The sequence below is a fragment of the Gluconobacter thailandicus F149-1 = NBRC 100600 genome, from assembly GCF_000964465.1.
Classification (GTDB): Bacteria; Pseudomonadota; Alphaproteobacteria; order Acetobacterales; family Acetobacteraceae; genus Gluconobacter; species Gluconobacter thailandicus.
Map to the genome: position 1 here is coordinate 36666 of NZ_BANH01000024.1, position 13941 is coordinate 50606.

The 13941-nt window shown below is 56.4% G+C and carries 15 protein-coding genes; 1 reads left to right on the top strand and 14 read right to left on the bottom strand.

What is annotated here, in order from left to right:
- Window positions 1-2: 2 nt before the first annotated feature.
- Window positions 3-833 carry a 2,3,4,5-tetrahydropyridine-2,6-dicarboxylate N-succinyltransferase gene (gene dapD, locus B7444_RS07890; protein ID WP_035729950.1) on the bottom strand — a complete coding sequence of 277 codons (831 nt, stop codon included), beginning with the start codon at window positions 831-833 and terminating at the stop codon, window positions 3-5.
- A gap of 299 nt (window positions 834-1132) precedes the next feature.
- On the opposite strand from dapD, the gene B7444_RS07895 reads away from it, so the two are divergent.
- Window positions 1133-2110, top strand: coding sequence for a GGDEF domain-containing protein (locus B7444_RS07895; RefSeq protein ID WP_007282457.1), 978 nt, complete (start codon window positions 1133-1135; stop codon window positions 2108-2110).
- 6 nt (window positions 2111-2116) lie between these two features.
- On the opposite strand, the gene argB is transcribed toward B7444_RS07895, so the two are convergent.
- The 13 genes from argB to bamA all read right to left on the bottom strand — a co-directional run bounded on the left by argB (window position 2117) and on the right by bamA (window position 13830).
- Window positions 2117-2998: an acetylglutamate kinase gene (gene argB, locus B7444_RS07900; RefSeq protein ID WP_186004329.1), complete on the bottom strand. Its 882-nt coding sequence runs from the start codon at window positions 2996-2998 to the stop codon at window positions 2117-2119.
- Between the two features lie 62 nt (window positions 2999-3060).
- The gene (yihA, locus tag B7444_RS07905; protein ID WP_007282459.1) at window positions 3061-3729 is read right to left on the bottom strand and encodes a ribosome biogenesis GTP-binding protein YihA/YsxC; all 669 of its coding nucleotides are present in this window, start codon (window positions 3727-3729) and stop codon (window positions 3061-3063) included.
- Window positions 3730-3734: 5 nt separating this feature from the next.
- On the bottom strand, window positions 3735-5456 hold the full coding sequence (gene yidC, locus B7444_RS07910; protein WP_007282460.1) for a membrane protein insertase YidC: 1722 nt from the start codon (window positions 5454-5456) through the stop codon (window positions 3735-3737).
- Window positions 5457-5546: 90 nt separating this feature from the next.
- Window positions 5547-5795, bottom strand: coding sequence for a membrane protein insertion efficiency factor YidD (yidD, locus tag B7444_RS07915; protein ID WP_007282461.1), 249 nt, complete (start codon window positions 5793-5795; stop codon window positions 5547-5549).
- Complete coding sequence (rnpA, locus tag B7444_RS07920) at window positions 5792-6139, bottom strand: ribonuclease P protein component (RefSeq protein ID WP_034881829.1); 348 nt, start codon at window positions 6137-6139, stop codon at window positions 5792-5794. The genes yidD and rnpA overlap by 4 nt, the downstream gene beginning before the upstream one ends.
- Window positions 6136-6270 carry a 50S ribosomal protein L34 gene (gene rpmH, locus B7444_RS07925; RefSeq protein WP_016737691.1) on the bottom strand — a complete coding sequence of 45 codons (135 nt, stop codon included), beginning with the start codon at window positions 6268-6270 and terminating at the stop codon, window positions 6136-6138. Before rpmH ends, rnpA begins: the two co-directional genes overlap by 4 nt.
- Before the next feature lie 317 nt (window positions 6271-6587).
- The gene (gloA, locus tag B7444_RS07935) at window positions 6588-6995 is read right to left on the bottom strand and encodes a lactoylglutathione lyase (RefSeq protein WP_007282465.1); all 408 of its coding nucleotides are present in this window, start codon (window positions 6993-6995) and stop codon (window positions 6588-6590) included.
- Window positions 6992-7837 carry an LpxI family protein gene (locus tag B7444_RS07940; RefSeq protein WP_007282466.1) on the bottom strand — a complete coding sequence of 282 codons (846 nt, stop codon included), beginning with the start codon at window positions 7835-7837 and terminating at the stop codon, window positions 6992-6994. The genes gloA and B7444_RS07940 overlap by 4 nt, the downstream gene beginning before the upstream one ends.
- Before the next feature lie 2 nt (window positions 7838-7839).
- Window positions 7840-8697: an acyl-ACP--UDP-N-acetylglucosamine O-acyltransferase gene (lpxA, locus tag B7444_RS07945; protein WP_007282467.1), complete on the bottom strand. Its 858-nt coding sequence runs from the start codon at window positions 8695-8697 to the stop codon at window positions 7840-7842.
- Window positions 8698-8701: 4 nt separating this feature from the next.
- On the bottom strand, window positions 8702-9220 hold the full coding sequence (fabZ, locus tag B7444_RS07950; RefSeq protein ID WP_007282468.1) for a 3-hydroxyacyl-ACP dehydratase FabZ: 519 nt from the start codon (window positions 9218-9220) through the stop codon (window positions 8702-8704).
- 102 nt (window positions 9221-9322) lie between these two features.
- On the bottom strand, window positions 9323-10372 hold the full coding sequence (gene lpxD / locus B7444_RS07955; RefSeq protein ID WP_035729946.1) for a UDP-3-O-(3-hydroxymyristoyl)glucosamine N-acyltransferase: 1050 nt from the start codon (window positions 10370-10372) through the stop codon (window positions 9323-9325).
- Between the two features lie 23 nt (window positions 10373-10395).
- Window positions 10396-11313 (bottom strand): OmpH family outer membrane protein, encoded by a 918-nt coding sequence (locus B7444_RS07960; protein ID WP_186810543.1) that lies wholly within the window; start codon window positions 11311-11313, stop codon window positions 10396-10398.
- Window positions 11314-11370: 57 nt separating this feature from the next.
- Window positions 11371-13830: an outer membrane protein assembly factor BamA gene (gene bamA / locus B7444_RS07965; RefSeq protein WP_015072266.1), complete on the bottom strand. Its 2460-nt coding sequence runs from the start codon at window positions 13828-13830 to the stop codon at window positions 11371-11373.
- Window positions 13831-13941 lie beyond the last annotated feature (111 nt).

A 13941-nucleotide genomic window follows, 5' to 3' on the forward strand; every position in this document is an offset into this window, starting at 1 on the left:
AATTAATCGCGCAGAAGTTCGTTGATGGATGTCTTGGAGCGGGTGCGCTCATCAACGCGCTTGACGATCACGACACAGGCAAGAGACGGCTGACCCGGCTCCTTCGGCGGCAGTGTGCCTGGGATAACAACGGAATAAGCCGGAACGCGGCCCATGAAGATCTCACCCGTCGCACGATCCACAATCTTTGTGGATGCACCAATGAACACGCCCATGGACAGGACAGAGCCCTTCTCCACGATCACGCCTTCAGCAACTTCAGACCGCGCACCGATGAAACAGTCATCTTCAATGATGACCGGAGCAGCCTGTAGGGGCTCCAGAACGCCGCCAATTCCTGCACCACCGCTGATATGGCAGTTCTTGCCAATCTGGGCGCAGGACCCGACCGTCGCCCAGGTGTCAATCATCGTGCCGCTATCAACGCGCGCACCGACATTCACGAAGCTCGGCATCAGAACGACATTCGGTGCGATGAAAGCCGAGCGACGAACGATCGCACCCGGAACCGCACGGAAACCAGCTTCCGCGAAACGGAATTGATCCCAACCGTCGAACTTCAGCGGAACCTTGTCAAAAGCCGGCTCACCACCACAACCGCCGACCATGACGCGACTGTCATTGAGACGGAAAGACAGAAGAACGGCCTTCTTCAGCCATTCATGGACAACCCAGCCATCTTCACTCGGCTCAGCCACACGCAGCGTACCGGCATCAAGACCTTTGAGCGCGGTTTCGATGACCTCGCGATCTTCTCCCTCTGTTTGTGCGTTCAGAGTGGCACGACGCTCCCAGAGAGCGTCAATGGCGGTGCGAAGCGTATCGTGAGGCATCAGGACCATCCAGAAAAGGAGCAGAAAACCGCCGGACCATGCGATCCCCGGCCGTGCCTGTCAACGGCTCTTTCCCCGTCAACTGAATCCACTTCGTTATTAAGCTTCCGTTAACCTATTGTACCTATGGAAAACGAAGAGCGTTCTGTTTCAGAAACGGCCCGAAAGAAACTCCTGATCTGCTCAGAGCCTTTCTTTGGAACAACGAGCCCGTTTCAGTTCGTTCCACGCCGCAGGGCCTGAACCTGCATCATCAAGACGGCTTTGTTCAGCCGCACCAGCATGGAGCCTTCGTGGCAATGCATGATCCCGGACTGAACCATCCCAGCCTTTTCCCATTGCGGGAAAATCAGTCGTCAATCCTGCCCGTGATCCGAAAGATCCTGAACGCCATGCGGGGGGCCATTCTGCCTCGTCTGGGTATTGCCGCTGCGCTGACCGAGCTTCAGAAAATCCTTCAGTCAGACAGTTTCCTCTTCAATTCCTTCACGCCCCCGACAGATGACAGCATCCTTCATCAGTCTGCACCGCTTCCTCAGGGTCTTCAGGACTGTCTTCAGGGAAACACATTCATTCCCGATCAGTCTGCCATCCGGTTTTCAGCCGGTTCACAATATGCCGTTTTGATCTGTGAAGTCATTCGCAGCCAGTCTCCGCTGGGCCTGATCTGCTGGAAAAACACGTCCTGGTCTCCAGAAGACATTGAACTCCTTCAGACCGTCATGGCGTTCATTGCCACCATCCAGGAACATGATGCTCTTCAACGCAGGGTTCTGGGAGAATCCCACTACGATTTCGCATCCAATCTTCTGAACTGGGACGGCCTGAAAGATGAAATGGAACGGCGGATTCCACGCCTGGACCGGGAAGGCCTTCCAGCAACCCTCATGGTCGCCTACATCCCTGGCCTGACTGATATCGCCCAGAAAAACGGCTTTCAGGCGGGAGAAGATGCCCTTGTCCAGTGCATTGCACTTCTCCGCAAAGCCGTTCGTCCCACCGATGCTGTCGCACGACTGAGCGGCAACACATTTGCTCTCTGGATGGATGGTGGAGACCGTTTCGCCATGGCCGAGCGCGCAGAACGCATGACAGCACACGGCATTCCCCTATTGATAGAACCGCCCACGCATCTTCCCCTGTATCTTGGCCTTATCAGCCGTGAGCCAGAGGATCAGGAGACCTCTCCAGATACTCTGCTCGAAAGAGCGACACAGGCCCTCCACGACGCAATGGACGAGCAAAAAAAATGGCGCTTCTCTTACGAAGCGCCATAATCCGGTTCAGGCCTTAATGAGAGTTCCCGGCCCTGCCCGCGTGAACAGTTCCAGCAGACAGGTATGCGGTACGCGGCCATCCAGAATGACGGCCGCCTTGGCGCCACTCTGAACAGCATCCAAGCAGGTCTCAACCTTCGGGATCATGCCACCCGAAATCGTACCGTCCTTGATGAGGTTGCGCGCCTCTTCAGCACTCAGTTCCTCGATCAGCTTGCCGTTGCGATCCAGAACACCCGGAACATCAGTCAACATCAGCAGACGTGAAGCATGCACAGCGCCCGCAATGGCACCTGCAGCCGTGTCGGCATTGATGTTGTAGGTCTCACCGTTTTCACCCGCACCGACCGGAGCAATCACAGGAATCAGACCAGAGCCCAGCAGAGCGTATAGAACACGCGGGTCAATCTTTTCAGGCTGACCAACAAATCCGAGATCAACTACGCTCTCGATCTGGCTGTCAGGGTCGCGACGTGTCCGGGTCAGCTTGCGCGCCTGAATCAGGCTCCCGTCCTTGCCAGAAATACCAACAGCCATCGCACCAGCGCGATTGATAAGTTCTGCGACCTGCTTGTTCACGCTGCCAGCGAGAACCATCTCGATGACGTCCACCATCGCACTATCCGTCACGCGCAGTCCGTCAACGAACTGGGAACGGATATGCAGACGATCCAGCATCGAACTGATCTGCGGGCCCCCACCGTGCACGACGATCGGATTAATACCCACCAGTTTGAGCAGAGCAATATCATAGCCAAAAGCACTGGCCAGTTTGCCCTCGCCCATCGCATGGCCACCGTACTTGACGACGATGGTGTCCCCTGCATAACGCCGCAGATACGGAAGAGCACTGGCAAGGATGGCAGCCTGCTGCTGGGCATCATCCATATTCACGGCCGGCGGGATTTCCGGCAGCTTTTCACTGTGGGTCTTTTTGCTCACGGCCGGACTTATCCTTCCACTGAGGTCTTGGCGGGATCTGCAAAACGAGCGATCTCCGCACGCAGATCTTCGATACCTTCGCCGGTTTGGCTACTGGTGCAAACGATGCGCGGATAGGCAGCAGCATGCTTGAGCGCAAGAGCTTCCACCTCCGCAATCTTGGCTTTGAGCGCCGTTGGCCGAACCTGATCGCATTTGGTCAGAACGATTTGGAAAACCACGGCCGCACGATCCAGAAGCTCCATGACATCCTTGTCGGACGCCTTGAGTTCAATACGCGCATCAAGAAGCAGTATCACACGTGCAAGCGTCGTCCGGCCTCGGAGATAGGCGAACATCATGTTCTGCCAGTCTTCCTTGACAGACTTTGCAGCCTTCGCAAACCCGTAACCCGGCATATCCACAAGAGAAATGCGGTCTGACAGATTGAAGAAGTTAAGCTGCTTGGTGCGGCCAGGCTCTGACGAAGCCCGTGCAAGAGCCTTCCGCCCTGTGAGAGCATTGATGATGCTGGACTTGCCAACATTGGAACGGCCCGCAAAGGCAACTTCAGGTCGACCGACTGGCGGAAGCTGCTCGATCTTCTGGGACCCAAAGAAAAACTCGCACTCCCCCGCAAAGAGAAGACGTCCATCTTCAATCTGCTCAGGAGTAGGAGGGCCCGCAACTTCTTTCATGTGTCTCAGCGTCCAGTAGTGGTGACAGGAACCGGCAGCTTTGTACGGCTCTGGATGAAGGACTGCTGAGCAAATGTCAGCAGGTTGTTCCACGTGTAGTAAACCAGAAGACTGGCCGGAAAGCCCGACATGACGAACACATAGACCAGCGGCATGAACTGCATGATGCGAGCCTGCGCCGGATCCATGCTCACCATGGTCTGACGCTGCAGCAGCCAGAAAGTCACACCCAGAGCTGCTCCCCAGACACTGATGTGCAGGAACGAGAAGTACACTGTCGGATCAAACGGGATCAGGCCGAACAGATTGAAGAGATTCGTCGGGTCCGGAACGGACAGGTCACGAATCCAACCAAAGAACGGGGCATGGCGTTCGTCGATGCTGATGTTCAGCATCTTGTACAGGCAGAAGAAGATCGGAGCCTGGATCAGAACCGGCAGACAGCCACTGGCCGGGTTCACGCCCTCTTCCCGATAGAGAGCCATGACCTTCTGGTTCATGACCATCGGGTCATCCTTGTTCTTCTCCCGGATCTCCTTGATCTTTGGAGCCAGCAGACGCATCCGCGCAGACGAACCCGCCGCCTTGGAAGCAAGCGGGAACAGCACAATCTTGACGATCAACGTCAGCGCCATCAGCGCCAGACCGAAATTGCCAAGGTGCAGATACAGCCAGTGCAGCAGATACAGGATCGGACGCGTCAGGAAGCTGAACCAGCCAAAATCGATCGCCTTGTCGAAATCCGTAATGTGCAGATCGCGACTGTAAGCCTGAAGCAGGCTCGGAACCTTCGCGCCCGCAAAAAGGTGGCTCGTCTGCGTAATCGTACCATTCGGCATGATCTGCTGGGCTGCCTGCGAGGTAAAACCAATCCGATATGAACCGGGATTGCCAGGCGCATAGGCAAAACTAGCCGTGACAGCTGCAGTAGCGTCTGGCGCTACCGCCGTCAGCCAGTACTTGTCGCTGATACCGCCCCAGCCGCCAGTACCGCCCTTGGCCCAGAACGTATGGTCTGCGTGCTCGGCACCTTTGCGAACGTTCTTGTAGGTTTCGTCATTCAGACGACCATCCATGACGGCAATCGGGCCTTCATGAGCCGTCCAGAAACCTTCCGCAGCCTGATAGTCACGCTGAACACGCTGGAACGGAACCAGAGCCACCGGCTGTGAAGAATGGTTCTCCACAGACTGAACGACCGAGAACATGTAGTGCTGATCAACGGCGATCTGGATTGTAAAGATCAGTCCTTCGCCATTGTCCCACTTCAACGTTACCGGATGACCGGGAGACAGGGCTTCATCTGCACTGTTCCAGACCGTATTCAGGTCAGGCACCTTGGCATTCGAGCCCGGAGCATTGGTCCAGCCAATGACAAAGAAGTTCGGATGCTCGCTGTCGGGCTTATCCAGGAGGCGGACAAGCGGGCTGTCCTTGGCCAGAGTCGCACGATACTTCGTCAGCACCGCATCATCCAGCAGCGCACCCTTGAGGTTCAGGGAACCCTGCACGTCTTCGCTTGTGATTGCGATACGTCGCGCCGTTACTACCTGCTCAGAGGAAGCCTCTGCAGACGCGGCCTGATCCGGGGTTGGCGGGGACTGTGTCGCAGCAGTCTGCGTGACAGCGGGATGACTGTCCTGATGGGGCTTCGGCATGAAATAGTCGAAACCGATCAGGATGAGGGCCGAGAGGATAGTGGCCGCAATGATGCGCTTGATTTCCATCGGGCGGATGCCGGTCTTTCGTCTCTACGGAGGAATGCTGAGCCTCAAGTGGCCGAAAACCGCGATCAAAACAATAGCTGGCCGCGTTTTTTAATGCTGATGGCGCTCAGGAGGAAGGTCGCAGCCCCCTTTTGACCACGGATGACAGCGCAGGATTCTCCTGAGTGCCAGCCATCCGCCGTGCAGAGGACCATGCGATTTGATCACCATAATGGCGTAGGTGCTACACCCAGGCTCAAATCGGCAATTCCGCCCCAGATACGGGCTGACGAAAAGTTTGTAAGCATCAATCAGTGCGAGCAGGAAGACAGTTACAGGCTTGGTAAAAAAGCCTGTCATTTTTCCGTACCCTTGCGAAGGGCTTTCCGGAGATCTTCCTGAAGCAAAGAAAAATCGCGTCGACGGGTACCGTCTCGACCGATTAGGACGAAGTCTCCTGTTGGGAGACCGTCCTCACGTGCAACAAGACGCAGCACCTCACGGAGGCGGCGTCTGGTGCGATTTCGGATGACCGAATTCCCAACCTTTTTCGTGACAGTAAACCCGACACGGCTTTCAGGCTGGGTATCATCCTGCAGGATCTGCACAACCATTCCCGGGGTAGCGACTTTACGTCCCTTCCCGGCAACACGCAGAAACTGCGGCCGCTTTTTCAGGCGGCCAGCTGTATGATTCCCGCTCAGGCGGAGAGCTTCTTGCGGCCCTTGGTGCGACGGTTTGCCAGCACGCGGCGGCCACCGACTGTAGCAGTACGTGCACGGAAACCGTGGCGACGCTTACGAACCAGCTTGGAGGGTTGATACGTGCGCTTCATGACATCGATCCTTAAAAACCATGCAGACGCCCCTCTGGACATCCGCGTCGATCGGGCGCACGAAACGCCCGGTGAATGAGACCCGGGCTTGTACTCACCGGGTCCTCGCCTGTCAATGCCGGACGATCAGGAAGCTGAGGATATGAGCCAAAAACCGACTCTACCACCGTCTCAATCGAACGAATCCAGCGCATTCCGCCATGATTTGCGAAACGCCCTGTCACCCGCCCTGCTCTGTGCCGACATCCTGTCCTCTCATCCCGACGATTCTGTACGTCGGCATGCAGAGACAATCATACAGGCACTTGAAAAAGCTCTCAGTCTTCTGAAGTCGTCGGCTTCTTCTCGATAAGCTCGATCTTGTAGCCGTCCGGGTCTTGCACGAAAGCAATAATGACCGTTCCGAATTTTAGCGGACCGGCCTCACGCGTCACGGTACCACCACCGGAACGGACCGTCTCAACCAGCCCCGCCACGTCAGGCACACCAATTGCAAAATGCCCGAAACCCGTTCCAACTTCGTAGTCGGACTCCTGATCCCAGTTATAGGTTAGTTCAATCTCGGCCTGTCCGTGCTCGTTATCCGCGAATCCGATGAAGACCAGCGTATAACGCCCTTCTCGAACTTCCTTGCGACGCAGCTCCTTCATGCCAAGGAGGCTGTAGAACGCCAGACTGCGATCAATGTCCCGGATGCGGACCATCGTGTGCAGGAATGTGCTCATTTTTCTTCCTTAAGATCTTCGGTCGTCAGCCCATAAAGGAACAGCCCGTATCGATCAGCCAAAGCTATGCAGCGATCCGGGTCCGTCAGGAGGGTCACACCTGGCTGAAACGCCACCCCGCGCAATCCGTTCCGCGCAGCATTCTCAAGCGTCTCAGGACCAATCGTGGGCATGTCAGCCCTCAGATCCTGACCACTCTTGGGCATCTTGATGAGAACCCCTCCGCTCCCGGCCTGCATAAGCTTGCCGCACCGGCCCAACATGGCATCTGTGCCTTCAAGCGCCTCCACGGCCAGAACCAGACCACTTTGAACGACACATCCCTGCCCGATATCCAGTGCGGCCATGGCGCGCAAAACCTGCACACCGCGGGCAATATCCTGCTGGGCCTGCTCATCCGGAGCTACGCGCCCGAGCGTTCCACTACGACCTGTTGCATGATCCAGAAATTCATGAGCCCCGCGGACAATAAAGCCCTCTTCCCCGAGAACCCGAACCACCGCACCCAGGAGGCCGTCATCACCGAGGAAAATGGCACGCCCCAAGCGCGCAAGAATTCGAGCGCCCTCTGCATCGGGCCGGAGATCGCGCCAGGCTGGTCGCCTTACAGGGCCGATCAGGACCAGTTCACGGCAACCATGCTTTTTGAGAGCTGCAAGGATTTCTCCAACCGCAGCAAGGCGGATAATTTCATGAGCATACGGCGCCAAACGGGCCGTATCCGCAAAGTCACGAAAGCCGACAACGAAGACCGACTTCCCTTTCTCCAAAGCAGCCGCAGCTACCTGTGCAGGCAAGGGGCCTGCCCCGGCCAGAATACCGACGCACCCTCCCCCTGGCATACTCAGGCTCCTTCGGTTTCGGACAGCCCCTCGTTCCGGGCAACACGCGTCAGCCCACGGCGGCTCGGCGCTTCCATGAAATCAAGCATTTCCGCAATCCGTTGCAGATGCCCATATTCGCGACGCACTTCTGCAATGCGGGCTTCCAGCACAACATCCGTACTTCCATGGCGCGGATACAGCGTCCGGAAGGCGCGACGCATGGCCTGCATTTCTTCCGGCCCAACACCCGAACGCTTCAAACCGATCCAGTTCAGACCAACCAGACGCGCACGGTTCCCCAGAACGCTGCCATACGGAATGACATCCATTTCAACACCACAGACGCCGCCGACAACAGCCCCACGGCCGACACGAACAAACTGGTGAAGCGCGGCTGACCCCATAACCTTGGCGTCGTCAGCAATCTCGACATGACCGCCCATGACAACATTGTTCACAATGATGACGCGATCACCCAGAACACAGTCATGAGCCACATGCGCATTCGCCATGATCAGACAACGCTCACCAATCTTCGTCAGCGCATGGCCCTGTGCCGTTCCACGATGGATCGTGACGTTCTCACGAATGATCGTGTGAGCGCCGATTTCGCAGAGCGTCGGCTCACCAGCATATTTCAGATCCTGCGGCGCCATACCGATCGTGACGAAGGGATAAACCTCTACCCCTTCACGAAGGGTCGTATGACCGTCCACGATAACGGAAGCATGCAGGTGCACGCCGTCGCCAAGTGTCACATGCGGTCCGACGACACACCACGGACCAATACGGACATTATCTCCAACCCGCGCCCGCTCATCAACAAGAGCGGTCGCATGGATTTCGGCGCTGTCGGATCGTTTTCCTGCAATCTGCATCAGTTCAGCCCATGATCATGGCACTGAAGGTTGCCTCTGCGACAGCAACGCCGTCAACACGGGCAATACCCTTGAACTTCCAGACATTCGCCCGGGAGCGCTCCTTGACGACTTCGATACGAAGCTGATCGCCAGGCCCCACCGGACGGCGGAACTTCGCGCCTTCAATGGTCATGAAATAAACAAGCTTTCCTTCGAAAGCCTTGCCAAGAGTCAGAACGACAAGCGTTGCAGCCGTCTGCGCCATGGCTTCAATGATCAGAACACCCGGCATCACCGGATGAGACGGAAAATGCCCCTGAAAGAACGGTTCGTTCACCGTGACATTCTTGATGCCAACAGCGGACTCACCGGCCTTGATCTCCTGCATCTTGTCGATCAGGAGGAAAGGATAGCGATGTGGGATCGCCTGCATGATCTGCAGAATATCGATGCTCTCAGGAACCTGATGTGTTCCCGAAGCCCCTTCTGCCGGGGTCGTCTTTTCAGCCGGAGCGTCCACTCGATCCATCTTCTTCACCATACCCTTCCGGGGGAAATTTTGTCAGTTTTCTGCTCTCCGAGCAGTACGATCGGCCTCCCTTAGCAAAACTGGCCAAGGGATACCATCCATCACCGGTTCAGGTCAGTCGGTGCTCTTTTTGGAAAGTTTCCGCAGAGTGGCCACATTCCTGAAGAACTCCCGGAACGGCATGGCAGGACTACCAATTACATCCGCGCCAGCATCTACGTCAGACATAACCCCACACTGGGCCCCTACACGCGCCTTGTCCCCGATCTTGATATGCCCAATCAGACCGGCCTGAGCAGCAATCGTCACGAAATCACCCAGTTCGGTAGACCCGGAAATACCCGCCTGAGACACCACAATGCAGCAACGTCCCAGTCGGGCGTTGTGACCGATCTGCACAAGATTATCGATCCGGGTGCCCGCGCCAATGACCGTATCGCGCATGGAGCCACGATCAATGGTGGAATTGGCGCCAATCTCGACGTCATCGCCAATCACGACCAGCCCAAGCTGGGGAACAGTCTCGAACCCTTCCGGACCGACAGCAAAGCCGAACCCGTCCTGTCCGATCCGCGCCCCTGGATACAGGGTCACGCGATGACCGACACGCGCATGCGTCAGGCTGACATGACTGCCAATGCGGCAACGCTCGCCAACCTCAACGCTGCGTCCAATCATGGCATGCGCCCCGATCAGGGTACCGCTACCGATTTTTGCACCCTCTTCAATGACAGCAAACGGGCCGATCTCAACGTTCTCGCCAATGTCAGCTTTCTCACTCACATAGGCCGAAGGATGTCGGACACCACTGGAAGATGGTGCGGGGTGGAACGAGGCTGCAATCCGAGCCCAGGCAAGGTAAGGCGTCTTGCAGACCAGCCCGGCCGTTTGAGGAGGCAGCTTATCGGCAAAGGCAGGCGCAAGAATGACGGCACCAGCTTTCGTGTTTTCCAGCAACGGCAGATAACGCCGGTTATCCAGAAAACTGACATCTTCCGGACCTGCAACATGCAGCGGCGCTACACCTCGGAAGAGCGTGCCATCGTCCTGGCCTTCAACGGCAGGGCGCACATCACTTCCCGATATTTCTGCAAGATGTGCCAGCCCGAAGGGGCCGGCACGAAGGAAAAAGCGCTCATCACCTGGACGCGTCTCGGTGGACATCGTGTCACCCACAGGTTCAGACCTCAGTGATGCTGACGCAGAACGGACTCAGGCTGGGCCGGCGCAGCAGCTGGTGCTGCAGCCTGTTCAGGCCCCTGAGCGGCGCGCTGCTCGTCAGCCGTGGTTGGCATCTTGCCGGACTTGGCAAGTTGCTCGGGATCGACGCCGTCGTCCGGAATGAAGACATGCGGCAGCGTCTTGTTCAGCTGGTTCGCCACTTCTTCCGTGATGTCCTGCTCACCCACATGCAGCACAACCTGCTCTGCATGCAGAACGAGGTTCATGTTATGCGCACCGGCAACGGCTGCAATGATGCCGTTGCCCTGCTCAAGCTCACGTTCGATCTGCTGAAACCCGACCTGAGCCGCTTCCTGAATAATTCGTGCCTGATTGCCAAAATCGCGCTGGTCCTTGGCACGACGTTCCTGCAGATGACGCTCTCTGAGCTGGATCTGGTCAGCTGTCAGGGTCCGGGCTTCAGACTGCAGCTTCTGCTGCTCGCCACGCCATGCACCTTCTTCGCGCTGCACAGCCTGAGCCAGCTTGTCACGACGTGCACCAAGAACCTGCTGGATTTCCTGCGCGGCTGACGACATCTGCATGACAGCCTGCACATTGATCACACCAATAACTGCAGCCGGCGGAGGAGCAGCCTTGGCAACTGTCGGTGGGTTTGGAATTGGCGGAAGCGGAAGTACCGGGGGAGCCTGCTGCGCATTCGGCGCACCCTGATCTTCATCAGATGGCGCATCCGCAGCGACGGGCACACTCCGGCGAGGTGCTGGCCGTGGGGCCGGCGCAGCATCCGGGTGAGCAGCCTTCGGAACGAACCAGCCACCATTGTTGGCGGCCTGTGCATGAGCGGAAGGAGCAACGGCGAGAACCGTCGCAGCCAGAAGCGCGCCGACCGAAGCCGGACGCATCAGGGAATGAAAGGTCATGACCACCTCTGGGAAAGGGGATAGAATTGCTTGAAGCTTGAAATCAGGCACGCAGTTTTAGAACTGCTGCCCGAAACCAAAGCGTAGCGGGTAAAGGCGATCGCCCTTTTCCTTACGCAGCGGAATAGCACCGTCGATATTCACAAGACCGAACGGGCTCTTCCAGGAAATACCAACACCAGTGGAAACGCGGGGCGTCAGGGTGTCACCGGTAATCGGGGTATACGGGTAGTCTGCCTGATTGCGGCGTGAATAATCAGTGTATTTGTTCTTCACACGAACACTGGCAAGGCTACCGGCATCCAGGAAGTAACGTCCCGCAATACCTAGGTCATCCCCCATGGGAAGCGGGAAATTGACCTGTGCAGAAGCCGTGTACATGAAGCGGCCACCCAACAGATCTTCCTGTCCCTGAGACGGAAGATAATTACATTTGCCCTCACTCGTAAGGCCATTGCAGATATGGCCGGAACGCGGACCGACACCACCCTGCAGGAAGCCTCGCAGGTTTTCGCCACCAAGGTAGAAGTTGTCGATGATGTTACGGCGCCCACTGGAACTCCAGTCGCCCATATAGCCTACGCCACCCTTGAACTGCACGGTCCAGTCATGGTTGCCCATGATCCGGTCCAGCGGGATGTAGTAAGCGCCATCTGCCTTAACGCGATAATATTTCGCATCACCGCCCAGGCCAGCAAAATCACCGCCAACCTTCATCATGTATCCTTCATGAGGATTCATGCGGCGATCGCGACGATCGTAGGTCAAAGACGTACTCAACTGGGAAAGAACCGACCATCCAGCAGATTGCTGCACATAAATGGACGGCGCATATGCAATATAGGAAGGGTTCGCAGCGATCGATGCAGCATCGTAGAAGTTACCAACCTGACGATCGACCAGAGTGTAGCTGAAGGACTGCGACAGATAGCGGTTATACGCATATCCAAGACGCAGGCTCATGCCGTACTGGGATTCTTTATAGCTCTGATACGTCTGGTAATTATTCTGGATGAAATAGAAGTCAGCACCAGCAACAAGGTTACGATTCAGGAAGTATGGATCCGTAATGGAGATATCAGCCTGCTTTTCGTAATACGCGACCGTTCCGGAAATACCGGCGTCAATACCGGTCCCGAGCATGTTATGCTGCTTGACAGACGCATTACCAAGAACACCAACGTCTGTTGAGTAACCACCACCCAGTGAGAACTCACCGGTCGGCTTTTCAACAACGTTTGCGGAAACGTTAACACGGTCCGGCGCAGAGCCTTGCGTCTGATCAACAGAGACGGTGCTGAAATACCCAAGATCCTGCAAGGCAAGCTTGGAATACTTCTTGTCGAACGGGGTGTACGGGTCGCCCTCTGCCATCGGCAGATTCCGGCGGATCACGTTATCACGGGTAATGGTGTTGCCGTTAATGTCGATACGCTCGACGTAAACATGCGGTCCTTCCGTGATATCGAACAGGAGGTCGACAATCCGCTTTTCAGGATTACGTGCAATCTCCGAACGCACCATTGCAAACGGATGGCCCTGAGCCTGCAGCCATTCCTGCATGTCCGTCGTGTTATGCTGGATAGCAGTTCCGTCGTAAATCTGATGCTTGAAGAGCTGGATCTTGGGCCGCATCATTTCAGGCGTCACACGGCGCACGTTGGAACGGATGTCCATCTTGCCAATGTGATACTGGTCACCCTCATGGATCGTGAACGTCACATAGAAGGATTTGTGATCAGGCGAGAGCTCACCCGTCGCGTCCACCATGCGGAAATCAACATAGCCGTTATGCAAATAGAACCGACGCAGCAGTTCGGCATCATACTTGATGCGCTCCGGATTATATTCATCCGAAGACGAGAAGAAGCGGTACCAGGTGTTTTCCTTGGAAGAAATCACCTGCGCCAGACGGGCTTCGCTGAACGCATGATTACCCACAAACACAATCTTGTGGATCAGCGTCTGCTGGGCCTCGTTGATCTTGAAGATCACGTCCACACGATTGTTGGACAGCTTCACAATCTGTGGCGTTACCGTCGCGCCAAAACGAGCTTTTCCAGCATACTGGTTCAGAATCTTCTGACGATCGGCAGCCGTGGTCTGGGATGAGAAAACCGCTCGGGGACGAAGACTGATTTCCTTGCGGAGATCTTCGTCCTTCAGCGCATGGTTACCCTCAAAGACAATACGATTGACGATGGGGTTCTCGACCAGATTCACCAGAAGCGTATTGCCGTCACGGTGAAGTGTCACATCCTTGAACAGGCCCGTCGCGTAAAGCGACTTCAGAGACCGGTCGAGATCATCCTGGTTAAAGGAATCTCCCGGCTGGGCGACCATGTAGGACAGAACTGTACTGGTTTCGATACGTGTGTTGCCAGAGACCGTAATGGCCTGGATCACGTTATTGCCCGAGGCTGCACCTGATGCCTGGTGCTGACGTGCGGAGCGGGCGTCCGCCACACCGAGGGCGGTCGGGAGAAGACATGCGGATGCTAGAAGCAACAGACGCATGTTCGGGGACCGGGAACCTCTTGACCGTGATCCTGACAAACCGGTTTTCCTTGTAACAGATTTTTCGTAGGCGCATGACACGCTACGCCATTGGCGGAGGTATCCGAAAAT

Excerpts from the sequence above, each read along its gene's own strand:
- dapD (WP_035729950.1), bottom strand. The coding sequence starts at position 833 with ATGCCTCACGATACGCTTCGCACCGCCATTGACGCTCTCTGGGAGCGT.
- B7444_RS07895 (WP_007282457.1), top strand. The coding sequence starts at position 1,133 with ATGCATGATCCCGGACTGAACCATCCCAGCCTTTTCCCATTGCGGGAA.
- argB (WP_186004329.1), bottom strand. The coding sequence starts at position 2,998 with ATGGATGATGCCCAGCAGCAGGCTGCCATCCTTGCCAGTGCTCTTCCG.
- yihA (WP_007282459.1), bottom strand. The coding sequence starts at position 3,729 with ATGAAAGAAGTTGCGGGCCCTCCTACTCCTGAGCAGATTGAAGATGGA.
- yidC (WP_007282460.1), bottom strand. The coding sequence starts at position 5,456 with ATGGAAATCAAGCGCATCATTGCGGCCACTATCCTCTCGGCCCTCATC.
- yidD (WP_007282461.1), bottom strand. The coding sequence starts at position 5,795 with ATGACAGGCTTTTTTACCAAGCCTGTAACTGTCTTCCTGCTCGCACTG.
- rpmH (WP_016737691.1), bottom strand. The coding sequence starts at position 6,270 with ATGAAGCGCACGTATCAACCCTCCAAGCTGGTTCGTAAGCGTCGCCAC.
- gloA (WP_007282465.1), bottom strand. The coding sequence starts at position 6,995 with ATGAGCACATTCCTGCACACGATGGTCCGCATCCGGGACATTGATCGC.
- B7444_RS07940 (WP_007282466.1), bottom strand. The coding sequence starts at position 7,837 with ATGCCAGGGGGAGGGTGCGTCGGTATTCTGGCCGGGGCAGGCCCCTTG.
- lpxA (WP_007282467.1), bottom strand. The coding sequence starts at position 8,697 with ATGCAGATTGCAGGAAAACGATCCGACAGCGCCGAAATCCATGCGACC.
- fabZ (WP_007282468.1), bottom strand. The coding sequence starts at position 9,220 with ATGGTGAAGAAGATGGATCGAGTGGACGCTCCGGCTGAAAAGACGACC.
- lpxD (WP_035729946.1), bottom strand. The coding sequence starts at position 10,372 with ATGTCCACCGAGACGCGTCCAGGTGATGAGCGCTTTTTCCTTCGTGCC.
- B7444_RS07960 (WP_186810543.1), bottom strand. The coding sequence starts at position 11,313 with ATGACCTTTCATTCCCTGATGCGTCCGGCTTCGGTCGGCGCGCTTCTG.
- bamA (WP_015072266.1), bottom strand. The coding sequence starts at position 13,830 with ATGCGTCTGTTGCTTCTAGCATCCGCATGTCTTCTCCCGACCGCCCTC.